This is a genomic window from Neptuniibacter sp. QD29_5 (assembly GCF_047778125.1).
GTDB lineage: Bacteria > Pseudomonadota > Gammaproteobacteria > Pseudomonadales > Balneatricaceae > Neptuniibacter.
Window position 1 is genome coordinate 222016 of sequence record NZ_CP180556.1, and the last position, 23415, is coordinate 245430.

A 23415-nucleotide genomic window follows, 5' to 3' on the forward strand; every position below is an offset into this window, starting at 1 on the left:
ACCTAACGGCTATCGGTACTTTCAAAGATTTTGTCAGCAGAAGCTGCAACAAATCCTTGGTAAAGGGAGCCATCTTCCAAGGGGTAACGGCGGGCAAATTCGTAGTAACAACCGGGGATTTCTACAGTTCCATCACTAAAATCGACAGCGATTTTACTGGCTAAAGTTGAGGATTGTTCAAGCCGTTCTTCGGGACTGCCCTTTACTTCACCACCTGCACTGTTGAGTTCGATTGAATGGCTTTTTAAAAACTGATTAACCTCTTCAATGCTGGTGTGTGAGGTCAGTGCATTGACGAAAATAGTGAAGTGGTTAGGTCTGAAACCAAAGGCCGCCAACCAAGCGGCATATTCACTTTGTGTGAGTAGCTCTTTGTACTCCTCATAACTGATCTCCCAAGGGCGGCCTGAATAGCATAAGGTTTTTGGTGTTTGCTGCATTGGATCAAGTTCAGCCACTAAATTATGCACAAGCAGTTGATTGTCACTACTAAGTGATTCGGTCATGAATTGACTGATAAATATTTTTGGCAGGGAAGGGTTATCATGCTGAAAGTGCTTAGCGTAGAGGTGTTTATTTGGAAAATGGTATTCACCAGCCGCGCGATAGCCGCTATAGAGAAACGGCGTAGCCATCTTATCTATATTGACCTCTTCCAAATCAAAGGTGCGTAAAGCGATATGGTCATTGATCACTTGATAGTTAAGATCGCTGAATAATTGGTGGATTTGACGTGCTTGTGGATTGAGCTCTATATAGTCCTGCCACATCTCATCCAGCATTTGGGACAGATCTTCATTGTTCATAGTGGCCTCCCCTGAGGGCGCAGTCGCTTAAATGGTAACCCTTCACGAGCTATGTGGAAGAGTAGCAGTGCGCTGAGCTGCGCGCGTAAACTCAGGCTAGGTAAATTGATAAATTCATGGGAGCTATGGATAAAGTTACCGGTCACACCTAAGGTATCGATATTGGGTAGACCCGCTGTTGATAAGTTATTACCGTCACAGCAGCCACCGGTAGCACTCCAAGTTAAACCAGTGCCTAACTGTTCTGAGCATTGTTGTACCAGTTGATAGAGTGCAAGATGAGGTTGATCGAGTTGTTTAGGGTAGCGTCCAAAATGTCCATGGAGCTCAATATTGAACCCCTCTTGCTGATTATGTTGCTGTATAAATTCATTGATACGTTCAAGGCACCATTCGGCGTCTTCTGTTTTTTGAATGCGAACATTAAATTTACACACCGCTAGATCGGGTACTTTATTAGTGGTTTCGCCCGCTTTGATAATACCGGTATTTAGGGTTAAGCCCGGCTTGATATTATTTAATGATGCTAGCTGCAGGATAAGTTCGGCTGCTTTGTTGATTGCATTTCTACCCGTTTCGGGAGCTCTGCCTGCATGAGCTGAACGACCATGGATAACCAAAATGAAGTTGCCGCTACCTTTCCGTTCACCAGCGAGATTGCCGTCAGGTAAGGCAGGTTCGTAGATTAGGCCTATATCATGTTGCTTCGCAGCTTCGGCTAAATAGTCGGCTGAGCCAGGTGAGCCGATCTCTTCATCTGGGTTAAGGATGACACTCCAACCGATTTGATGAGCAAGAGGATGTTGTGATAACGCTTCAAGTGCGGACAGTATTACCAGAATACCGCCTTTCATATCAGCAGCACCAGGTGCATTCAGGCGCGTATGGTCTAAACGAATAGCGTGTTGGAAAGGACTGTCTATAGGGAATACTGTATCAGTATGACCGCAAAACAGTATCTGGATCGGGGCCTCTTGATTGCGGCTAAATTTCCATAGAGAACCTAAGGGCTGATATTCGGCTTTACCTGTGTAATCGATTCTTTCCCACTCAGGCAGTTCTACTCTTTCACTTTGGCTGCAGAGGGGGGCGAATAATTCTTGGTATTTGCATCCAACTTGATTAATACCCGCAGGGTTAAGTGAGCCACTATTGATCTCAACTAACTCAATCAGTTGCTGTTCTCTTAGGTGCTGTTGAGCGCTGATCTTAGCGAGGAGATCACGTTCTAACTGGTCTAGTGGTTCGACAGATAACTGCATAATTAACCTCTAGCACTCTCAGCTTAGACCTGTTGCTTGAATAACTGCATTGTGCGATTGAAGCGTGCTAATCCCTCTTTAATATCGGCTTCGGGAATAATCAATGAGGGTGTCAGGCGAATGACATTAAGGCCAGCTACCAACACCATCAGCCCTGTTTGTTGTGCCAGCTCTAAAAACAGTCTCGCCTTGCCTTTATATTGATCACTCAGTTCACAGCCGATTAACAAGCCTTGGCCTCGAATATCCTTAAATAACTCGGTTTTTTGATTGAATTGCGCTATTTGTTGGGTGATCAGGTGGTGCTTATGGAATACACCGTCGAGAACCTCAGGCGTATCAACGATCTGCAAAAGTTTGAATGCTACGGCACATCCTAGAGGGTTACCTCCATAAGTGCTGCCATGGCTACCGACGTTAAAGGATGCGGCTACCTTTTCGGTACTCAACATCGCGGCAATAGGAAAACCGCCCCCTAAGGCTTTAGCGGTGGTTAAGATGTCGGGCGTCACTTGGCAGTGTTGATAGGCGTATAACTTGCCTGTGCGGCCTACGCCAGTTTGTATCTCATCAAAAATGAGCAAGGCATTATGTTGAGAGCATAGGCTTCTAGCAGCTTGTAAATACTCTGCTGTAGCTGGCGTAATCCCTCCTTCGCCCTGTATCGGTTCAATAACAACCGCGCAGGCTTTATCACTAATCTGCTGCTCTAATGTGGCGATATCGTTAAAAGGCACATGAGATATACCAGCAGGTACGGGTTCAAAGCCTTCACGATATTTAGGTTGCCCGCCTACTGAAACGGTAAACAGGGTGCGACCATGAAAGCTGTTATTGCAGCTGATAATTTCATGCTTATCGGCACTAAAATTATCATAAGCGTATTTTCGGGCGAGCTTAAAAGCGGCTTCATTGGCCTCAGCACCTGAATTGGCAAAGTAGACTTTCTCGGCAAAGGTTTTATCGCAGAGCGCTTGGGCTAATTGCAGGGCTGGTTCATTGGTCCAGACATTACTAAGATGCCATAACTGATCAGCTTGATGATGAAGTGCTGCGGTTAGTTCTGGATGGCAGTGACCTAACGCGTTGACGGCAATGCCACCTGCGAAGTCGATGAACTCATTACCCTTCTGATCCCATACTCGAGAACCTAGTCCTTTAACCGGAATCATTTTTTGCGGCGCGTAATTGGGCACCATTATTTGATCGAACGTTTCCCTATCAACATTGGAGGACATAGCTTGTCTCCTCTACTGCATAGATAAGTTTAAGTTTAGACCGTTACGGCAAAAAAGCTTTTTAGCGGCAATAGCTTAAAGGGAGTGGTGCTAGGAATACGCAGTCTCAATGACTGTTAGTCGAGTCGTCGTGGTTACGCTCATCGATGGTGCTAAATGCATCACAAAAGTATTGAGATTCACGGTACTTATTGTTGAAATCTTCAAAACTTAAGGGGTAGCTGACTAGAAAACCTTGCATGGTATTGCAGTTTTGTTGTTGCAAGAAATCCATCTGAGATCTGTTCTCTACACCTTCTGCTATCACATCCAAACCCAGTTGCTTGGTCATGGCGATAATGGTTGAAGTTATCGTCATATTGTCTTGGTCTTCGGGAATTTGTTGTAAAAAAGAGCGATCAATCTTTAACAGATCGACAGGCATTTTAGTCAAATAGCTTAGCGATGAATAACCTGTGCCGAAATCATCTATAGCCAGACTTATTCCCATGTTTTTTATGCGCTTCAGGGTACTGATAGCCGTTGGCATGTCCCGCATAAGCATGCTTTCGGTGATCTCTAATTCTAACCATTCTGGCGCAAGTGAGGCTTTGGCTAAAGCTTCAGATATCTGAGAAATCAAAGAGGGATCATCAAATTGGCGTACAGATAAATTTACGCAGACCTTGATTGGGGGTAAGCCTTGGTCCTGTATTGATTTAGCCGCTCGACAAGCTTCCTCTAACACCCAACGGCCAATTGGGATGATTAAACCGGTTTCTTCTGCGTGCGGAATAAATTCATCAGGCGGTACATTGCCATTGACGGGGTGCTGCCAGCGAAGCAGGGCTTCAACTGCGGTGATGCGACCATCTAAGGCGCATACCTGCGGCTGATAAGCCAAAGATAACTGTTTGCCAATTAAGGCGTTTCTTAGATCATGCTCGATTGTGAGTATGCGTTGCGCATCCTCGTTCATATGGTCAGCAAAAAAAGCGTATGTGTTTCTGCCTTGCTTTTTGGCGTGATACATCGCTAAGTCTGCGTTCCTTAGTAAGTCGCTTGCATCCAAACTATCATGGCCGATCAACGTAATGCCTATACTGACGGTTACACACAATTCGTGAGGGCCAATCTGCATTGGTTGAGACAGTAATGACAGTACATCGTTGACTCGACTAATTATCTGCTCACGGTCTTCGCAGTCTTGGAAAATCACCGTAAATTCATCACCGCCAAGGCGGAATACCGAGGTTTGGTGACGAGTACAGAACTTTAAACGACTTGCGATGGTGGTCAGAAGAGCATCGCCTGCTTCGTGTCCCATAGAGTCGTTAATCTGTTTAAAGTGGTCTAGATCGAGTAGAAGCAACGCATGCAGTTGGTCACTGATTGGACTTTGTAGATATTCATCAAGTGTACGGCGGAAGTTTCGACGGTTACCTAACTCTGTTAGTGGGTCGAAATAGGCCATTTTCTCTAGCTGAGCATCATGCTCTTTGATTTGAGAGATATCTTCACTAACTGAAACAAAATTGATGATATTGCCGAGTTCATCATGAATAGGCGATATATTTTGTAAGGACCAGTATGTTGAACCATTTTTTCGTTTATTTAACAGGGTACCCCGCCATTGCTGGTGGTTAAGTACAGTGCCCCATAAATCTTTATAAATGTCGTTAGTGGTTTGCTCAGAGCGTAAAAAATTTGGGCGTTTACCAAGTACCTCATGGTCTTCCCAGCCCGTGATTTCGCTAAAGCGGTTGTTTGCGTATTCGATTTCGCCTTGTACGTTTGTGATTACAACTGCACTACCGGTATTTTCTACGGCATTACGGAATACCTTAAGTTCTCTTGCTTGGCGTGCACTTTGACTAGAGTTACGTAGTGTAATAAATACTTTTCGGCTGTCGGCTTTTTTAACAACTGTGAACTCGATACGCAGCTGTACGCTATCTTCTTGTGAAGAGAGGATTATGTGGGTGTCGTAAGAATCTCTGTTCTGTGCAAATAGGCCCATGACGTGAGGGCGGATAGCCCGTTTAAAGTCATCTGGAAGTTTATTGTTTAGAGGTTCTCCAACTCTATTCCAGATCAAGGTTGCGGCGTAGGGATTGCAATGTAAACAGTGAAATAGGTCATCCAACACGAGCACGCCAATGGATGACTGATTAAACCAATCCATTGGAATTAAGCTGTTATTTGTTGGGCTTGATTCTATTTCTTGCATGGTTTTGTTTGAATTTTCTACCTTGATTTATCTATTCTGCGACAAAAATTGTTTGAATGATTTAGATGTTTAATAAAGTTGGGACTGGTTTGATGTGGGTCAATTTAGAGGGGTGGGTAAAATGAATTTTTTATTAATGTTTTAGCCTAAGGTATAAAAACACTAATATTACATTGGGTTATGGTTTGTTTTTGCCCCTTTTAAATAGATTTTCTCTTCAAGGATAAGAAGAATATTTCTCCTTATCCTGAGTGGTTACTTAAGTGGTTTTTACTGGTGTTGACCACCCTTCTTGTACGGATGGTCGCTGATTAAATCTATCTATGTGAGAGGTTATTTGTTTGAATTTTTCTGTTTCTGTTTCTGTTTCTGTTTCTGTTTCTGTTTCTGTTTCTGTTTCTGTTTCTGTTTCTGTTTCTGTTTCTGTTTCTGTTTCATTTCCTGTTCGTTAAAACCGTTCGAGAGTATCCAGCCAAGGCTCTATGGCGTTATTACCCATGAGCTTGCCTGCTTCTTCAGCCAGATACACTAAGATAGCGCTGCTTTCGAAGAGACCAATAGGCGAACCATCCGGACCAAACGGATCAATTGTCGATGGGATTTTATTGTTCGGGTTGAGCGATAAATATTCCTCATTTTTGACATCACTTTCGGCCAAAGTTACGCGATGAGCTTCGTAAGGGATTTGTAACTCTTCAAGTGCGATGGGTATCTTTACGCCATTCTGTATACCAAACGAATAGAGTTTGAGAATAACAGGGTGCTTCGCTGGCCAGCGTTGAGTTATTGGTTGCTGATCAACGCTTGGGTAGTCTTTGGGGTTACTCATTTATATGCTTACTAAGTCTGACTGCTCTAAGAAGGGATAGTCGTTGTAACCTTCAGGCCCGGGGGTATAGAACGTATCGGGGTTAGGCTCATTTAGCTCGGATCCTGTTTGGAAACGAGCGACTAGATCTGGGTTGGCGATAAAAGGTACGCCAAAGGCCACTGCGTCTAGCTGTTTATCTAATACCGCTGAATCAGCCTCCTCATAGCTGTAGCCCATATTGCCAATAAGGTTGCCTTGATAATGTTCTCGGGCGATTGAGTTAACATCACCTTGTTGCTCGCCCAGAAAGTCACAGCGCATCAGATGCCAATAAGCGAGTTTGTAATGATTTAGCCTTTCTGCGAGCCAGAAGGTCGTGCCAATTGGATCGCTGTCTTTCATGCTGTTATAGCCATTTAAAGGCGAAGTGCGGATACCCACTTTGTCGTTACCCCAGACATCACAAATAGCGTCTAGAACTTCAAAAATAAGGCGAGATCGGTTTTCTAAGCTGCCGCCGTATTGATCTTCACGTTGGTTGCTGCCATCGCGTAAAAACGAGTCGAGTAGGTAGCCGTTGGCTGCATGAAGCTCTACACCATCGAACCCAGCTTCTTTAGCGTTGATCGCTGCTTGCTTAAAACCAGCAATGATTTCGGGAATCTCGTCAATTTTCAGCGCGCGCGGTGTTGTATAGGGTTTAGGACCATCAGAGGTATGGACTTCATCTTTGATAGCGATTGGGCTAGGAGCGATGGGTTGAACACCATTATTTAGATCCGGATGGCAGGCACGTCCGCCATGCCATAGTTGCACAGCAATCTTACCGCCTCTTTGATGTACGGCATCGGTGACTTTTTTCCAGCCAGCTATTTGCGCTTCTGAGTAGATGCCGGGTTCATTGATAAAGGCGCTGCAGTATGCCATCACCATGGTGGCTTCGGTAATAATTAAACCAGCGGTAGCGCGATCGGCGTAGTGCTGAACCATTAATGGGCCAGGAATATGATGTTTATCTGCGCGGGCACGGGTGAGAGGTGCCATCAAAATACGATTGGATAGGTCGATACTACCTAAAGAAATAGGGCTGAATAAAATGGGTTGTGTAAGCATAGTTAGCTCTTTGTAAGTTAATCAAGATTGTTGATGATTTAGGTAAAGAGCTTTAATTTGAACGGAAGTTCAATTTTGAGTGAAGAAATATTGCTTGGAATAGAACAGGCATAAAAAAAGCGGCTTAATAGCCGCTTTTTTCGGAATATCTTTTTGCTTATAGCGCGTCAGGACCGCTTTCGCCTGTACGGATACGGATTACCTGCTCTAGAGGAGAGATAAAGATCTTACCGTCACCGATTTTGCCTGTATTAGCTGTTTTGCTGATCGCTTCAATAACTTGATCAACCATGTCGCTATCTACAGCAATTTCAATTTTCACTTTTGGAAGGAAATCAACCACATACTCTGCACCGCGGTACAATTCAGTGTGGCCTTTCTGACGACCGAAACCTTTTACTTCAGTAACGGTAACACCTTGGATACCAATTTCAGAAAGCGCTTCACGGACATCATCCAGTTTAAACGGTTTAATCACCGCAGTGACCAGTTTCATAATGCTATTCCTCAGTTGGGCTTGCTCATTCTATGGCCTTACGACCAAGCAGCAAATGTAACTATAGTGAATTATGCGTCTTAGTATACCTAGATAATCACAAGATGGTATATGAACAGCGTATTGGATCAAGCTCTTAGCGATATACTAGTGACGCAAAAAGGGCGCTTAGCGCCCTTTTAATGTTTTAGATCAATCTTACTTGCCAGATGTAAACTCTGGGTAAGCTTCCATACCACACTCCGAGATATCCACGCCTTCGTACTCTTCTTCTTCCGATACGCGTACACCCATGATTGCTTTAAGTGCTAACCAAACTACTAGGCTTGTAGCGAATACCCAAGCAAAGATAGTTACAGCGCCAATGATCTGACCAGAGAAAGATGAACCGTCGTTTGTTACTGGTACTAGTAGCAGACCTAAAAGACCTACAACACCGTGTACAGAGATCGCACCTACTGGATCATCAATTTTTAGTTTATCTAGCGTTAGGATGCTGAATACAACCAGTGTACCACCTAGTGCACCGAACAGAGTCGCTTGTAGTGCAGTTGGAGTAGATGGCTCAGCAGTGATAGCAACTAGACCTGCTAGTGCACCGTTAAGCGCCATTGTTAGGTCAGCTTTACCGAACAGTAGGCGAGCTACGATCAGTGCTGCGATCACACCACCTGCAGCAGCAGCGTTAGTGTTCATGAATACAACAGCGACAGCGTTAGAGTTTTCTACATCAGAAGATGCTAGTACAGAACCACCGTTGAAGCCGAACCAACCCATCCATAGGATGAATGTACCTAGTGTAGCTAGTGGTAGGTTCGCACCTGGGATAGCGTTTACAGCACCGTTTTTAGCGTATTTACCTTTACGAGCACCTAATACTAGAACACCTGCTAGCGCTGCAGCAGCACCTGCCATGTGTACGATACCGGAACCTGCGAAGTCAGAGAAACCAAGGTCGCCTAGGTTGTAGAAACCGAATACATCGTTACCGCCCCAAGTCCAAGAACCTTCCATCGGGTAGATAACACCTGTCATTACTACAGCGAATGCTAGGAAAGCCCATAGCTTCATACGCTCAGCAACTGCACCGGATACTATAGACATTGCTGTTGCAACGAATACTACCTGGAAGAAGAAGTCTGCAGATGGTGCATAAGTTGCTGGCTCTTCAGCGCCGGTGAAGCCGTCACCCGTGATGCCAGAAAGCATGTAGTCACCACCGTACATGATTGCGTAACCGCAAACCAAGTACATAGTACAAGAGATCGCATACAGTGCGATGTTCTTGGTCAGGATTTCAGTTGTGTTTTTCGCACGAACTAAACCCGCTTCCAGCATGGCAAAGCCTGCTGCCATCCACATTACTAAAGCACCGCACACTAGGAAGTAGAAAGTATCTAGTGCGTATTTAAGCTGGGTAACATCACCCGCTGTTGAATTCAGTAGTTCTTCCATTGGTTTATTCCTCCAGAAGCAATCAAAAAGTCAAAAAAATTAAAGGGCTTCCGTACCGGTCTCACCGGTACGAATACGCACAACTTGTTCTACTGGCGTTACAAAGATCTTGCCGTCGCCAATCTTGCCTGTTTGTGCAGCATTGCTAATCGCTTCTACAACTTGATCGACAATTTCTTCAGATACGGCTGCGTCTAGGCGTACTTTTGGTAGGAAATCGACCACATATTCAGCGCCGCGGTAGAGTTCTGTATGTCCTTTCTGGCGACCAAAGCCTTTTACTTCAGTCACAGTGATACCCTGTACCCCAATTTCAGAAAGGGCTTCTCGTACATCATCCAATTTGAATGGTTTGATGACAGCAGAGACCATTTTCATATCGCTATCCCCCGTAGGTAATAATTCTGTGCAGATGCGTTTATCGCTAAGCAAACATAAATTCTGTTTGCGTAGGTTATAGCGAAGGCTGTGCCATTTTTTTATTTTCCTTTTATTTCATGTATTTATGATTAGTTTTGGTTTTGTAGGGAATGTTGGTGCCTTTTTATGGGGCTGGATCAGGTGCACTGTAATATATGTTTGCACCATTATGGTGCGGCCTTGAATGGTGTTGGTTTGTTGTTATAGTGACAGGCAGTATTTTTTTGTTAGAGGTAAGTGGGATGATCAATCCACAACTAATAGAAGGCTTAAGTGAACAGTTTTCGCAGTTGCTGTCGGGTGAAAATAAACTACCGGGGCAAGATGAGTTACAGCAGCAAGTCAAAACGGTATTACAGGGGACATTTGATCGTCTGGATATCGTTAGTCGTGAAGAGTTCGATGCTCAGAAAGCGGTATTGCTGCGTACCAGAGAGAAAGTGGAAACTCTAGAGAAGCAAGTTCAAGCCTTAGAAGAAGCATTACAGGACAAGTAATCATCTTCTTAATTTTTCGCTAGCTACGTAGGTTAAATATGGATCATTTTGAACAGCAGTTATTCCTTCGTTCGCCTCAAGCCGTCCTCGTGACAGATAACGCCAACAATATAGTGCAGGCGAATCCGGCATTTACTGAAATTACCGGTTACAGCTTAGATGAGGTGAAGGGAGAAAATCCGCGCTTTCTTGGGGCGCCGGAGTTGAATGATCCATTATATGATGATCTGTGGCTAACTGTGAGTAGCGATGGCTGCTGGCAAGGTGAGCTATGGAATAAGCATAAAAATGGGACGGTTTATCCTGCGTGGTTCAATATTATGCGCTTGGAGAACGATCAGGGTTTGGTGACAGGTTATATCGCGCAGTTCTTCAATATCAGTCATCTTAAGAAAGAGATGAATGCCATCGTGCAATCAGCTCAGTTTGATGAACTGACTCATCTGCCGAACTGGGATATGTTCCAAGATATTTTGGCGAAACGCTTAGAACAGAGTAAAGCGCAAGGCGAACAGTTGGCTGTGATGCTAGTAGATCTGGATCGTTTTAAATGGATCAACGATAACTTAGGGCGCAGCGTTGGTGATAACTTGCTTCAAGAAGTAGCACGCCGCTTAGGTGGTGTGGTTCGAGGTGAGGATGCTTTAGCGCGTTTAAGCAGTGATGAATTTGTCATGATGATCCCGTTGGTTGATGGGGTTGAGTCGGCACTGAAGGTTGCCCAGCGTGTAGTTGATCAACTGTCTCATGGTATTTTTGTTGAGCATCGCGAAATCTTTATAAGCGGTAGTGTTGGTATCTCAGTATATCCAGAGCATGCTGAACGCCCGAAAGATTTGGTAAAAAAAGCAGATGTTGCGATGTACGCTGCGAAGCAGGGTGGACGTAATACCTTCCGTGTTTACAGCGAGTTAATGGAACGTAGTAAAGGGCCACAAATCTTACGAGAAGAGGATCTAACCCAAGCGATCGTTAGTGGTGCTATCCAGATGACTTATTTACCGGTTTATAGCATCTATAGTCATCAAGTGGTTGCAGTGCATGCGAGACCTAGCTGGGTACATCCTGAATTAGGGCAAGTGCCCTTAGCTGATTTCTCTGGGTTGCTTCAGAGTCCTGAGTCATTACAGCATTATGAACAGTGGCTCGATCAGGAATTGCGTGGCTTAGATATAGTTTGGGAGCGTTTTCCTAAGCTGCGGTTTATCTCTTTTCGTATTGAAAATTTACAGCTGCAAAGTAAAGAGTCGGTGCAACGTTGGGTAACCCAATTGAACCATTATCAGCAGCAAGGTCGCTATATGGTGGATGTAGATATCAAAACGGCTGTTGAGTACGAAGGTGAGCTGTTTGATCTGTTAACCAGTGAAGCGCAACTGTCTGTTAGCGGTTTTGCTTGTGAAAGCCCTAATTTGGAACAACTACAAGAGATTCAACCTGATCTGATTAAACTGGATGCTGATCTGATTATGGCGATGGGTAATGATGAAGGTCGTCAGAAGATTGTCGATACCGTTTTGGATATGGCGGGCCAATTGGAAATTGAAGTGCTGGCTGATGGCGTTGCTACAGCGGGTACTCGCGGTCAGTTGATGGGGCAAGGGTGTATGTTGATGCAGGGGCGTTACTTTGGTACACCGTTGACGCTCCAGCAGATCTTAGATCATTTAGCGGTAGAACATTAAAAGCTATAAGCTATAGGGTGTGGATAACGCTCTGTAGTACGTTAGGATAGTCTGCCAGATTGATGCAATTGATTCTGGCACTTTAATTAAATCTTCCAAGGATGGAAACTTATGTCTTTAGCGATAGCGTATACGCGCGCGCAGGTAGGGATAGATGCACCTGCGGTTACGGTCGAGGTCCATTTATCTGGTGGCCTTCCTAGTTTTTCCATAGTTGGGTTGCCTGAAGCTGCGGTGAAAGAAAGCCGCGAACGGGTGCGTAGTGCTCTGATTAATTCAGGTTTTGAATTCCCTCAACGGCGTATCACGGTCAATTTAGCTCCCGCTGATCTACCGAAAGAGGGTGGGCGGTACGATTTAGCCATTGCTGTAGGTATCTTGGCGGCTACTAATCAATTGCCAGCCAAATCATTAGCTGATGTTGAACTGATTGGCGAATTGGCTTTGTCTGGTGAGTTACGGCCTGTGACTGGGGTTTTGCCTGTTGCGCTCGCGTGCCGCTCCGAGCAGCGCCATTTGTTGCTACCCGAGATGAACCAAAATGAAGCGTTAATGGCCTCGGGTTTATCGGTATTGCCGGCAGGTCATCTGCTACAAATCTGCGCTCATTTACAAGGTTCTGAGCTGATTCCTGTTGCGCAGGCGCAAATTCAGCCTTTTGCCTTAGGTGCTTCAGGCCCTGATCTGAGCGACGTCAAAGGGCAGGCGCAAGCAAAACGTGCTTTAGAGGTTGCCGCAGCGGGCGGTCATAATATTTTGCTGGTGGGGCCGCCAGGCAGTGGTAAAAGTATGTTGGCTAACCGTTTGCCGGGTTTGTTACCACAGATGACCGAACAGGAAGCCTTGGAGGTCGCAGCAGTCTACTCTATTACTCAGGGTAGTAGTGAAGCGTGCTTGCCTCGTAAGCGTCCTTTCCGCGCACCGCATCATACGGCGTCGTCTGTAGCGCTTGTTGGTGGTGGGGGGAACCCTAAGCCAGGAGAGATCTCTTTAGCGCACCAAGGGATTCTCTTTCTGGATGAGCTACCCGAATTCAGCCGTAAAGTTTTAGAAGTGCTGAGGGAGCCCTTGGAGTCAGGTGAGATATTAATTTCTCGGTCGGCACGACAATCTACTTTTCCAGCACAGTTTCAATTAGTGACAGCCATGAATCCCTGTCCTTGTGGCTATTATGCTGATGGTACAGATCGCTGTCGTTGCAGCCCTGATCAGATAAGACGTTATCAAGGCAAGGTTTCTGGACCTTTGTTAGACCGTATTGATCTTCAGTTAAGTGTGCAGGCGCTGTCACAACAGGAGATGATTGAGATTCCACAAACACAAGAATCAAGCGAGTCTGTTCGCGAAAGGGTAGTGCGTTGTCGCCAAGTTCAACTTAGTCGCCAAGGTGGACCAAATCAGGCGTTAACAGGGCCACAATTGGAATCTCTTTGTCAGATAGAGCAGAAAGATAAAGAGATGCTAGCCAAAGCGTTAGAGAAACTACAGCTGTCAGCGAGGGCATATCATCGTATTTTGAGAGTGGCAAGAACGATTGCTGATTTGGCCGGTTCTGAGGTGGTGCAGCGCGCGCATTTAATGGAAGCTTTAAGTTATCGGGTCGCGGCTAGGAGTAGTTTGAATTGATAGTTGAATTACTGGCGCTGTAACAGCATCTGCTTGAAGTCGCTAAAGCTGATAGGAGGGCTGTAGTAATAGCCCTGTATCTCATCACAGTCATGCTTGATTAGGAAGTCGAGTTGTTCACGGGTCTCTACTCCTTCAGCAATGACTTTGATGTTCATGTTTTGCGAGAGACTGATGATTGAGCGCACAATTTCAGCCGCTTCACTGGAGTCCTGAACATGGCTGACAAAAGAACGATCGATCTTCAGTGCACTAATAGGTAACTTATGCAGTAAAGAGAATGACGAATAACCTGTACCAAAATCATCTAGGGAGAAGGTAAGTCCCTCTTCAGATAGCGTCTTCAGGCAAGCACGGACGTGTTCTTCGTCACTAAAAATAGCTGATTCAGTCAGTTCGAATTCAAGCACAGATGTATCGATCTGTTCTTGTTCGATAATACGCTTAATCATATCGACCAGCATGTCGTCTTTAAACTGGCGGAACGATAGATTAATACCGAGTTTGTCGATGGTTAATCCAGCCGCTTTTAGTTCCTGAAGGTGCTGGCCCGCTTGGTAAATGATCCAGTAGCCGATCGCAACAATCATTCCATTACTTTCGCATTGGGGAATGAAATCTGCAGGCATTATTAATCCGCGTTTAGGGTGCTGCCAGCGTATCAATGCTTCGGCACCGGATATTTTTCCAGAGCGCAAATCAATTCTAGGTTGGAAAAACAGTTCAAATTGTTTAGAGCGCAATGCTGGCATGAGTTCCGCTTCCAAGTCATTTGGATTATTGGTATCAATATCCATGCTTGGGCGGTAGCAAGCATAGCTGCAGCCATGAATCTGTTTAGCGTTTAAGCGTGCACGACTAGCGCGTTGATTAAGTAGGTCTACTTCGTCTGCATTCTCTGGTGCCAGTGCTACACCAATGCTGCAATTTAACTGTGTCTCAACTTGATCATGCTTATAAGGTTGCTGTAGGGAGATAATCAGCTTATTGAGGTATTCACGAACGGCTTCTTGCAAATCAATCTCGATGGATAGATCGATAATAATCGCAAACTCATCGCTACCTAGTCTGGCAAACAGTTCATCATTCTTTAAACTGCTTTGAATACGCTCACCCATCTCGGCAACAACCTGATCTCCCGATGTGAAACCATAGTGAGTATTAAACTTACGGAAGTCATCCAAATCGATGGTAATAAGGGCTAGGTGATGCTTGTTTTCAGCTAAATTATTTAGCTTTCGTAGTAGCGATTGGTAAAAAAATTGACGATTGCTTGCTGTCGTTAGTGTGTCTGAATTTCGAAGCTGTTGTATCTCAGCATTCTGCTTGGCTGATTGTTCCGCATGGCGGAGCGTACGCAGCAATAGATCAGCATTAAGCGTATTAGTTGATAAGAAGTCAGTTGCTTTAGCTTCAATCAGGGCTAGCCCTTGTTCCTCGCTGATGTATTGGTTTAAGACAATAATAGGAATGTGAGGGACGGAACTATAGATGTCAGCAATGATTGTGCTGCAAGGTAAAGGACTGACGTTTTCGCTAAGAAGGATAAAATCAATATCGGAGAGGTGTACGCGTGATAAGGCTTCTATCTGGTCTTCGCAAAACATCAGTTGATACAATGGAAATCGCTCCAGTATCGATTGGATTTGCATGCGGTTTTGCTGGTACTTATCGACCAGTAAAACTTTTTTATGGCGACCGGGTAACTGTCTCAGCGCTGAGCGCATCACTTACTTCCCCAATTTAAAACTATACACAACACAAATCTTGTTACTAGGTATCTCCCTAAAAAGCGATTCGTGTCATAATTACCTATCAGCTTAACGGCAGATTAACATTCTGGAATAAATATTAAAACAAATGTTTTAATTCTTGTATTTCAGTAGGTTAATAGTGTTTTTTAACCGGATTTCACGGTGTCACAAGATCGTTTTATCGGCTTGTTTAGATGAAGCTTTAGTTTTTTTTGAAGGTTTTTTAAAAAATGTCTCGATTAAATCCACGTCAGAAAGAAGCAGTGGAATATATAGGCGGCCCGCTATTGGTACTCGCAGGCGCGGGATCGGGGAAAACCAGCGTAATTACCCGAAAGATCGCTTACCTGATTAATCAGTGCGGTATTGCTGCGCGTAATATTGCAGCGGTGACATTTACCAATAAAGCTTCAAGGGAGATGAAAGAGCGTGTGATGTCCCTGCTGCAGGGTGGAGATGCAAAAGGCCTTACGGTTGCAACATTTCATAACCTTGGTTTGACCATTATTAAGCGTGAATATAAAGCGCTGGGATTTAAGCCGGGTTTTTCTATTTTTGATGATCAGGATACTAAGGCTTTGCTGAAAGACCTGATGTTGCAAAATAACGAAGAGAGCGACCAAGTGGATATGGTGCAAAACTGTATCTCAAATTGGAAAAACGAGATGCTCACCCCTGATGAAGCACTCGCTCAAGCTCAACTTCCCCAAGATATCTTGGCGGCGCGTGCCTATGAAAGTTACGAGCAGCACTTACGTGCCTATAACGCCGTAGACTTTGATGACTTGATTCTAATTCCAGTCCGTTTGTTTGCTTCTCAACCTGATGTGTTGGAGCGTTGGCAGAATCGTCTTCGCTACCTGCTGGTGGATGAGTATCAAGATACAAACTTATCTCAGTATCGCCTTGTACGACAGTTGGTGGGCCATAGAGGTGCATTAACCGTAGTAGGGGACGATGACCAATCGATCTATGCTTGGCGTGGTGCGCGTCCAGAAAACTTGAACCAGTTAGAGCATGATTACCCAAGTCTGAAAGTGGTTAAATTGGAGCAGAACTATCGCTCTACTAGCTTGATCTTGAAGGCTGCTAACACCTTGATTGCTAACAACCCTCACGTTTATGAAAAAACGTTATGGAGTGAGATGGGTATGGGCGATCCAATCAAAGTTATCCACACTCGCAATGAAGATGCCGAGTGTGATCGAATCGCGATGGAAATTACCGATCTACATCTGCGTAACAACGTGCAGTTTAAAGATATGGCGATCTTGTATCGCGGTAACTTTCAGGCGCGTTTGCTAGAGATGAAGCTTCAGCACTATCAAGTTCCTTATAAATTGAATGGCGGTACATCTTTCTTCTCTCGAGCAGAGATCAAAGACTTGATGAGTTACCTCAAGGTTTTGGTAAATCCGGATGATGATAACGCCTTCTTACGAATCATTAATCTACCTCGTCGAGAGATAGGCCCGAGCACACTACAAAAGTTGGGGCAGTACTCTTTAGAACGTCAGATCAGTATGTTTAGCGCTTGTGATGAGTTGGGCTTGGAACAGGTGATGCCGGCAAATGCTGTGGAACGTTTACGGCGTTTCTGCACCTGGATGCAGCATATCTATCGCCAATGTCACAGCGGTGATCCGATTGCGGCTATTCATGAGATGATCCGCGATATCGACTACGAAGGCTGGATTGCGCAAAACAGTTCCAGCGAAGCGATGGCCGAGAAACGGATGCAGAACGTTTGGTTCTTGATTGAATCCTTAAAGTCAACCTTGGAGCGTTTGCAAGAAGATGATCCTGATGCCGGTATTCAAGAAGCGATCAATCGCCTGATGCTAATCGACATGCTGGATCGACAAGAGGAAGAGGATGACTCAAATCGAGTTCAGTTAATGACTCTGCATGCTTCCAAAGGTTTGGAGTTCCCTCATGTTTACCTAATGGGTATGGAAGAGGAGCTGTTGCCGCATCGAAACAGTATTGAAACCGATAACGTCGAAGAGGAACGTCGTTTGGCCTATGTGGGCATTACCCGTGCTAAGAGATGTCTGACTATTACTCTAGCGAAACAACGTAAGCAATATGGCGAAGTAATGGACTGTATGCCGAGTCGTTTTTTGGATGAACTGCCGCCAGAAGATCTGGAGATTGAAGGTGCAGGAGAGAAGTGCCAAGTACAGAACCAGAAACGTGGTCAGGCCACGCTGAACAGCCTTAAGAATCTATTCGATTAAAAACTGCAGACACAAAAAAGGCCGCGATCGCGGCCTTCTTTATGCTCAGAGCTAAGTGGATTACTTAGCGCTGTCTAGCATGTGCTGGATAGCGTTCTGAAGATCTTCGTCAGAACAGTCACGGCACATACCGCGTGGTGGCATAGCATTGATACCGTTGATAGCGTTAGCTAGCAGAGTTTCCATGCCTTTACCTGCACGGTCAGCCCAATCAGCTGTACCGTATTTTGGAGCACCAGCAGCGCCAGTCGCGTGACAGCCTGCACATGCAGCATTGTAAACTTCTTCAGCGGTACGAGAACCGCCGGCAGGAGCTGCAGCAGGTGCGCCGCCACAAGTATCATCGCCTTCGATACAAACAGAACCAACTGCCTTGATTCGCTCAATTACTGCTTCATCATTAGAAGTAGCTTGTACAGATGCGCTAAGAGCAACACCTAGACCTAAAGCAACTAAAGCTGAAGTGATTTTTTTCACAGTCACGACCTCTCAATCAACCATAAATTGTTATATGGGCAGCGTGGCCTGTCAGGATGCCCGGCCTCAAGAGGTGCTCAGGGGCGGATATTCAGACACGACTGCTCAAAGTTTCACCGGCTGCGGATTATAGCGATAAATAATCACAACTGAAATGGGGCTTTGGCAGTGGAAGCACTTATCAGCCCGATTTGAGTAAATATTTTGATCATTCTCTATAAAAAGGGAGAAAAACAGGCACCTAACGGAGGGCGATCAACTTAATTACATGCATTAATGGAAATATTGGTTATACTAAGGTCTAAATCTTTGGTTAGGAAAACTGAAATGTCCAGCAATGGAATGTCTGAAACATGCGCTTGCATCCAAGCAGACGCAAAGCCGGAAGAGATGGAAAGCTTCAACCTCCTGAGCGCTATCCCTAATCAACGTATTTACCGTTGCAGTAGTTGTAATGCATTTTTGGCTTACACCGAAAATACCCAAGAGTGGGAAGTCCTACTACAAGGTGATTTAGAAACCGAAATCAAAACCTTGTACCGACCCGACCCGACTGGCGTTACTTTCGAATAATACTTGGCGAATCATATAGGCATGGGTAGAATACTGCCCGCAAACCTTATTGAGTGCGCCTGTAGCTCAGCTGGATAGAGTAGCAGGTTCCGATCCTGTTGGTCGGGGGTTCGAATCCCTCCAGGCGCGCCATTTTTTACTTTCCCTATCTTCTTGTTCCTATTCAGATATTGCTAGCCTATCCATCTGATCCTAAGGCGCATTCCAAAACTGTTTACGTGGCGTATTTTCGGTTGGTCACTGTGCATTTAACATGAAAACACTTGATAAAGATCAGCACTGATTGATTAAAAGTCCTGTTATAACGTCTTATCTAAAAAGAAAAATAACAAGAGCATGGATGATGAGTACAAACAGCTTGGTTAGGCATCTACCCGCAGTACTATTCGGTGATCTCTCTTTACACCATCTCAAGGAGCTATTGAGCTCACATATTCATGACTTACACTTAAGTCGTCATCGTGCAGGAACTATTATCAACCGCGTCAGATTGATATCTGGCTGTTTTGCTTTCTTAAATTTGCTTTGGGTATTGGTTGATTACTGGGTATTTCCGATAGATGTGTGGAATAACCTGTTGTTGATGAGGCTTGCTGTAGTCGCAGTATTTATTGCACTGGCCTGGCCCTGGCAGTTGCCGAAACGACTTTCAGTCGCTTTTTTGTTATTGCTGACTATGTTGCTTAATCCATTGCTGTTTTATCTGTTCTCCCAATCTTTGTTTGGAGATCAACAATTGTATGGTTGGGCTGCTATTTCTGTGATGTTGTATGCATCGCTCCCCTTTATTGTTATGGCAGGGTTAAGTGTCTTTCCGTTAACGGTGGTGGAGTCTTTGTTGTTGGTTCTACCGGTAGTGCTGTCTCTTTTATTAGGCCTGCAGTTGGCGGATAACTTTAGTTGGGAGGGCTTATTACCGACTTTGTGGCTGATGCTGTTGGTCGCTGGCGTATACATTATCTCCGGCATGATCCAGATCCATTACATGATAGTAATCGTGAATAAGGTTTCTTTGGATGCTTTAACAGGAGCTTTTACCCGGCGCTCTGGAGAGGAAATTCTGGATCTCTATTTCCATATTTCAAACAGGCATGAGAAACCTTTTGCAGTGGCTTTTATCGATCTGGACCATTTTAAACAGATCAATGATATTTATGGTCATGATGAGGGTGATAAGGCTCTGCGTCAGGCTTGTGCGAATCTACAGCAGTTATTACGTAGTGGTGATATTGTGATTCGCTGGGGAGGTGAGGAGTTTATCCTGCTGCTGAATGGGTCAGACATAGCTGGAGCGCAGAAGGTGGTAGAGAGAATTACTCAGAATTGGCTGGGTAAGCGCCCAGATGGAACAGCTTTAACCGCCAGTATGGGTATTGCCGAGCGTGTCAATGATAAAGCTGAAGACTGGCCTGATCTGATCGAACTGGCTGACCAGAGAATGTATCAGGCTAAACAGTCCGGTCGGGCGCGTTGTGTATTTGCTGAAGATTTAGTGGTGAGCTGATTACAGGTTTGGTTTACTGAGATCTCCAACCGAAAGTTGCTATAGGATGTAATGGGTTCAAGAGAGAACCCATTACCACATATAGCAGTCTGCAGGGTGGGGCGTAGCCGAATATCCTTTACGGATGCGCCATTTTTTGTGTTTTCTATCTCTTTGCTTTTATTCGCTTTTCTACATATCAGTCAAGCTACAACCGCATGTTTAAACCGTTTGTGGGTAGTTAGTACCAGTACGCTATATATTCAGGGGTAGCGGTCGAATTGCGACAAATAGTATATGGCTGAACAATTCCCTATTTGCATATAATTTAACTTAATTATTGTCGGGCTTTAATTTGGTGCTTGACGGTAACAAAATTGATTTAGAACTGAAACGGAAGGTTGGTTTTGGAGAAAACGACAGCTAAAGATATTGCACAACAGAAGGTCATAAAAGTCGATGAAGAAGCGTCGATTAGTAGCGCAGTAGATTTAATGTACAAAGAGAATCACAGAGATGTGATTGTTGTCTCCAAGAATGAGCATCATCGGTTTGGCGTTTTGACAGCAAGTGACTTAATTCGCCTGAGGATTTCTCAAGTTGATTTTTCCCTTCCTATAAAAACTATTAAGTACGATAAGATATTCTCAATTGATGAAGACACACCAATAGAAGAAATTCTTGAAGAGGTTAATCATGAGGTTGAGTGCCTTTGTACTACGAACGAAGATGGAGATTTAACAGGAGTTGTATTTTACGCCGATATTATCTCCAGTATCGATCCAAAAACACTCCTAGAAAAGAGGATAATTAGTGAAATTATCCTTAATCAACATATTAAAAAAGCTCAAATCACAGACCCAACAATTGATGTTATCAGTTTGATGGACCATCACTTGAATGACAGTGTTCTGCTCTACGACAATGATAAACCTGCAGGAATAATAACGACTAAAGACATTGTTAAATTATTTGGGGAACGTGAAAACTTACATCTGCCAATAGCTAAATATATGAGTTCTCCCGTTGAAACTATCCCTTTTAACACCTCTATTAAGCAAGCTTTAGAGTTTATTCAGGTGAAAAACTTTAAAAGGTTAATTGTGGAGGATCGTAAAGGAGAAGTTATTGGCCAAATTACACAGGGAGAGCTTATCAGCAGAGTCTATTCTCGATGGACGGATATGATCCGTCATAATGATACTCAGCTTAAGCAAGTGAACAAAGAGCTACAAATTCGAGCGACTAAGTATGAGGAACTTTCTTCTGTAGATCACTTAACAGGCATCTATAATCGAGCGAAGTTCGAGTTTGAACTGCAAAAAGAGATTAATAGGGTAGAGCGATACAATTCGGAATCTTTTTCTATAATATTTTTTGATGTTGACCATTTTAAGAATGTAAATGATCAATATGGTCATTCAGTCGGAGATATAGTGCTCCAAGAGATTTGCCTTCATATCCAAAAGCAAATGCGAATTACAGATGTATTTGCCCGGTGGGGAGGGGAAGAGTTTGTCATCATATTACCAGCAACAACTATCCAGAGCGCTTCTTCAGTCGCAGAAAAACTCAGAGTGTCAGTCCATGAACTAGAATTTACCGGTGTAGGGCATGTTTCGTGTAGTTTTGGCGTCGCTCAGTTTGAATGTGGAGATACTTTTCATTCACTTATCTTGCGAGCAGACAAGGCAACATACTTAGCAAAAGCTAATGGTAGAAACAGAGTGGAAGGATCTCAAAAAAGTTCTTTATAGCATTAGTGGTTTGCTAATAGCCCGCCCTACATGAGTGCGGATCTTGCTTCTCTTATTTTATCTAACTCTATCCAATCGATATACGGAGAAAGTGAAAAACGTATTAGGGTCTTGTAAAGGGGCTAGCCCCTGAAGTCAGGGGCTTTAATATTTATTTTATTGAATCGGTATCAGAGTCCCACCAAGATTGATTTGATAATGGGTAAAACCTAACTTGAACGTTATAAGCACCGTCATTACTTATGGACCATAGATAGTCGACAAAGTCGCCGATGTTGAATACCCAAGTATCAGAGTATGAATTAAGGCTGACTAAAACGGGAACGTCATAAGTATTGGTTTCAGTGATTACTGGGCAATAAGTGTAATTATTTTCATCTAAGGCTGGTTCGATACAACCAGCATACACACCTGTAGTTTCATCAGAGTCGTCTTCGTAGCAACAAACAATAGTATCTTCGGTAGGATCACAAGGGTTCTCAAGCGTTCCGCAAGATGCAACATCACCTAAACTATATACATCACCGGACCATTGGAATAATTGAGTGATATTGGTTGCCCCTTTTACTTTTTTTCCTTTAAGTGAGTCAGTCCTAACAAGAGTTGTTGGTTCGCTATAGGTTGGGCATTCTGGGACGTATGAGTCGCCATCGGTTGTTATTAGGCCAAGCATCAAAAGTTCATTTCCGGCTTCGTCTTGAACATCTTCAAGGCACCCTCGTATAACAATTTGAGTGCTTGTTCCATCATCTTTAGTGGGTTTACCCGTAACCATTGCAAAGACCATATAGCCTTCCGAGTCCTTAGGTATTCTAAAGCTCGCAGCATCGCCTACAGAGTATTCGTTGTCAGGATGATCAGGGAACACTGAACACCAATCAGTTACCTCAAGTTCGGAAGTCGTAGGTGCGCTTTTTGGCCCTTTACGGCCTGACTCTATGAGAATGGATATGTTTTCTTCGGGATCACGGGGAACATTAATCACGTTACCAAAGATGAGATTAGAAAGTTCATCGTACTCAGGTGGAGGACAGTTAAAATCAGCTTTTTTTCCATGGATCATCAAGTTGAAGTGAGAGCCGCTTGGAAAGTTATTACCGTTCCAAACAAGGCCGTCACTTGTGTGTGGTTTTGCAGCGTAAGCTGGGAGTGCGATTATTATCATGATTAAGAAAAAGGTTGCTTTGATAGTACGAAGCATAGCTACCTCCTTTAATACGTCATTAGGAGTGGGTTATTGCTAGCATGGCCGAGTATCAGATAGGTATATACGGGGTCTATTAGCAGGGTCTAGATTAAGTGTGGTTACCTTCATCAATCTGTCCATGATTATTGATATGTTATTTTTTCATGGTGAGTTTGAGTCAATAACACGACAAAAATGATGTCAGAGATTATGTGTGGGTGACCTTACTATGAGGGGGGTTGGAGAATAAGAGAACCGCCTCCTAATGGAAGCGGAAGCGGTATGCAGAGCCAAATAGCTTAAGAAAAGCTTTGCAGCGTTTTATTT

At 44.2% G+C, this 23415-nt stretch carries 19 protein-coding genes and 1 tRNA gene; 8 read left to right on the forward strand and 12 right to left on the reverse strand.

The window, feature by feature from the left end; genetic code table 11:
• Positions 1-2: 2 nt before the first annotated feature.
• From ACMXYR_RS00920 to ACMXYR_RS00960, 9 genes are all read right to left on the reverse strand, one after another.
• Positions 3-806, reverse strand: coding sequence for a DUF1338 domain-containing protein (locus tag ACMXYR_RS00920; protein ID WP_415902547.1), 804 nt, complete (start codon positions 804-806; stop codon positions 3-5).
• Positions 803-2068: a hydrolase gene (locus tag ACMXYR_RS00925; protein WP_415902548.1), complete on the reverse strand. Its 1266-nt coding sequence runs from the start codon at positions 2066-2068 to the stop codon at positions 803-805. The genes ACMXYR_RS00920 and ACMXYR_RS00925 overlap by 4 nt, the downstream gene beginning before the upstream one ends.
• Before the next feature lie 23 nt (positions 2069-2091).
• Entirely contained in the window at positions 2092-3306 is a 1215-nt protein-coding gene (locus ACMXYR_RS00930) for an aspartate aminotransferase family protein (protein WP_415902549.1), read from the reverse strand.
• 106 nt (positions 3307-3412) lie between these two features.
• Positions 3413-5470 carry a putative bifunctional diguanylate cyclase/phosphodiesterase gene (locus tag ACMXYR_RS00935; RefSeq protein ID WP_415902550.1) on the reverse strand — a complete coding sequence of 686 codons (2058 nt, stop codon included), beginning with the start codon at positions 5468-5470 and terminating at the stop codon, positions 3413-3415.
• A 493-nt stretch (positions 5471-5963) separates the two neighbouring features.
• Complete coding sequence (locus tag ACMXYR_RS00940) at positions 5964-6344, reverse strand: glutathione S-transferase N-terminal domain-containing protein (protein ID WP_415902551.1); 381 nt, start codon at positions 6342-6344, stop codon at positions 5964-5966.
• Entirely contained in the window at positions 6345-7439 is a 1095-nt protein-coding gene (locus ACMXYR_RS00945; RefSeq protein WP_415902552.1) for an alkene reductase, read from the reverse strand.
• Positions 7440-7596: 157 nt separating this feature from the next.
• Positions 7597-7935, reverse strand: coding sequence for a P-II family nitrogen regulator (glnK, locus tag ACMXYR_RS00950; RefSeq protein ID WP_415883145.1), 339 nt, complete (start codon positions 7933-7935; stop codon positions 7597-7599).
• A gap of 198 nt (positions 7936-8133) precedes the next feature.
• On the reverse strand, positions 8134-9390 hold the full coding sequence (locus ACMXYR_RS00955; RefSeq protein ID WP_415902553.1) for an ammonium transporter: 1257 nt from the start codon (positions 9388-9390) through the stop codon (positions 8134-8136).
• 39 nt (positions 9391-9429) lie between these two features.
• Entirely contained in the window at positions 9430-9768 is a 339-nt protein-coding gene (locus ACMXYR_RS00960; protein WP_415902554.1) for a P-II family nitrogen regulator, read from the reverse strand.
• 197 nt (positions 9769-9965) lie between these two features.
• Between ACMXYR_RS00960 and ACMXYR_RS00965 the strand changes: the two genes are divergently transcribed.
• The 3 genes from ACMXYR_RS00965 to ACMXYR_RS00975 all read left to right on the forward strand — a co-directional run bounded on the left by ACMXYR_RS00965 (position 9966) and on the right by ACMXYR_RS00975 (position 13618).
• Positions 9966-10307: an accessory factor UbiK family protein gene (locus ACMXYR_RS00965; RefSeq protein ID WP_415902555.1), complete on the forward strand. Its 342-nt coding sequence runs from the start codon at positions 9966-9968 to the stop codon at positions 10305-10307.
• A 38-nt stretch (positions 10308-10345) separates the two neighbouring features.
• Positions 10346-11992 carry a diguanylate cyclase domain-containing protein gene (locus ACMXYR_RS00970; RefSeq protein ID WP_415902556.1) on the forward strand — a complete coding sequence of 549 codons (1647 nt, stop codon included), beginning with the start codon at positions 10346-10348 and terminating at the stop codon, positions 11990-11992.
• A 111-nt stretch (positions 11993-12103) separates the two neighbouring features.
• Positions 12104-13618, forward strand: a complete 1515-nt coding sequence (locus ACMXYR_RS00975; protein WP_415902557.1) for a YifB family Mg chelatase-like AAA ATPase — start codon at positions 12104-12106, stop codon at positions 13616-13618.
• A gap of 8 nt (positions 13619-13626) precedes the next feature.
• On the opposite strand, the gene ACMXYR_RS00980 is transcribed toward ACMXYR_RS00975, so the two are convergent.
• Positions 13627-15345 (reverse strand): EAL domain-containing protein, encoded by a 1719-nt coding sequence (locus ACMXYR_RS00980; protein ID WP_415902558.1) that lies wholly within the window; start codon positions 15343-15345, stop codon positions 13627-13629.
• Positions 15346-15602: 257 nt separating this feature from the next.
• On the opposite strand from ACMXYR_RS00980, the gene rep reads away from it, so the two are divergent.
• Complete coding sequence (rep, locus tag ACMXYR_RS00985; protein ID WP_415902559.1) at positions 15603-17612, forward strand: DNA helicase Rep; 2010 nt, start codon at positions 15603-15605, stop codon at positions 17610-17612.
• Positions 17613-17672: 60 nt separating this feature from the next.
• Here the strand turns inward: rep and ACMXYR_RS00990 are convergent, their stop codons facing one another.
• Positions 17673-18089, reverse strand: coding sequence for a c-type cytochrome (locus tag ACMXYR_RS00990; RefSeq protein ID WP_415902560.1), 417 nt, complete (start codon positions 18087-18089; stop codon positions 17673-17675).
• A 327-nt stretch (positions 18090-18416) separates the two neighbouring features.
• Here ACMXYR_RS00990 and ACMXYR_RS00995 point away from each other — a divergent pair, with 327 nt between their 5' ends.
• From ACMXYR_RS00995 to ACMXYR_RS01010, 4 genes are all read left to right on the forward strand, one after another.
• Entirely contained in the window at positions 18417-18662 is a 246-nt protein-coding gene (locus ACMXYR_RS00995) for a hypothetical protein (RefSeq protein ID WP_415902561.1), read from the forward strand.
• 55 nt (positions 18663-18717) lie between these two features.
• Positions 18718-18794, forward strand: a tRNA-Arg gene (locus ACMXYR_RS01000).
• 208 nt (positions 18795-19002) lie between these two features.
• Positions 19003-20166, forward strand: a complete 1164-nt coding sequence (locus ACMXYR_RS01005; RefSeq protein WP_415902562.1) for a diguanylate cyclase — start codon at positions 19003-19005, stop codon at positions 20164-20166.
• Between the two features lie 386 nt (positions 20167-20552).
• Entirely contained in the window at positions 20553-21902 is a 1350-nt protein-coding gene (locus tag ACMXYR_RS01010; protein ID WP_415902563.1) for a diguanylate cyclase, read from the forward strand.
• A 151-nt stretch (positions 21903-22053) separates the two neighbouring features.
• Here ACMXYR_RS01010 and ACMXYR_RS01015 read toward each other — a convergent pair whose 3' ends face one another.
• Positions 22054-23103 carry a hypothetical protein gene (locus ACMXYR_RS01015; protein ID WP_415902564.1) on the reverse strand — a complete coding sequence of 350 codons (1050 nt, stop codon included), beginning with the start codon at positions 23101-23103 and terminating at the stop codon, positions 22054-22056.
• Between the last annotated feature and the right edge of the window lie 312 nt (positions 23104-23415).

Bases quoted from the DNA above. Each gene is read 5' to 3' on its own strand.
- ACMXYR_RS00940 (WP_415902551.1), bottom strand. From the start codon at position 6,344: ATGAGTAACCCCAAAGACTACCCAAGCGTTGATCAGCAACCAATAACT.
- ACMXYR_RS00935 (WP_415902550.1), bottom strand. From the start codon at position 5,470: ATGGATTGGTTTAATCAGTCATCCATTGGCGTGCTCGTGTTGGATGAC.
- ACMXYR_RS00920 (WP_415902547.1), bottom strand. From the start codon at position 806: ATGAACAATGAAGATCTGTCCCAAATGCTGGATGAGATGTGGCAGGAC.
- ACMXYR_RS00930 (WP_415902549.1), bottom strand. From the start codon at position 3,306: ATGTCCTCCAATGTTGATAGGGAAACGTTCGATCAAATAATGGTGCCC.
- ACMXYR_RS00980 (WP_415902558.1), bottom strand. From the start codon at position 15,345: ATGCGCTCAGCGCTGAGACAGTTACCCGGTCGCCATAAAAAAGTTTTA.
- ACMXYR_RS01005 (WP_415902562.1), top strand. From the start codon at position 19,003: ATGATGAGTACAAACAGCTTGGTTAGGCATCTACCCGCAGTACTATTC.
- ACMXYR_RS00955 (WP_415902553.1), bottom strand. From the start codon at position 9,390: ATGGAAGAACTACTGAATTCAACAGCGGGTGATGTTACCCAGCTTAAA.
- ACMXYR_RS00995 (WP_415902561.1), top strand. From the start codon at position 18,417: ATGTCCAGCAATGGAATGTCTGAAACATGCGCTTGCATCCAAGCAGAC.
- glnK (WP_415883145.1), bottom strand. From the start codon at position 7,935: ATGAAACTGGTCACTGCGGTGATTAAACCGTTTAAACTGGATGATGTC.
- rep (WP_415902559.1), top strand. From the start codon at position 15,603: ATGTCTCGATTAAATCCACGTCAGAAAGAAGCAGTGGAATATATAGGC.
- ACMXYR_RS01015 (WP_415902564.1), bottom strand. From the start codon at position 23,103: ATGCTTCGTACTATCAAAGCAACCTTTTTCTTAATCATGATAATAATC.
- ACMXYR_RS00975 (WP_415902557.1), top strand. From the start codon at position 12,104: ATGTCTTTAGCGATAGCGTATACGCGCGCGCAGGTAGGGATAGATGCA.
- ACMXYR_RS00965 (WP_415902555.1), top strand. From the start codon at position 9,966: ATGTTTGCACCATTATGGTGCGGCCTTGAATGGTGTTGGTTTGTTGTT.
- ACMXYR_RS00960 (WP_415902554.1), bottom strand. From the start codon at position 9,768: ATGAAAATGGTCTCTGCTGTCATCAAACCATTCAAATTGGATGATGTA.
- ACMXYR_RS00970 (WP_415902556.1), top strand. From the start codon at position 10,346: ATGGATCATTTTGAACAGCAGTTATTCCTTCGTTCGCCTCAAGCCGTC.
- ACMXYR_RS00945 (WP_415902552.1), bottom strand. From the start codon at position 7,439: ATGCTTACACAACCCATTTTATTCAGCCCTATTTCTTTAGGTAGTATC.
- ACMXYR_RS00925 (WP_415902548.1), bottom strand. From the start codon at position 2,068: ATGCAGTTATCTGTCGAACCACTAGACCAGTTAGAACGTGATCTCCTC.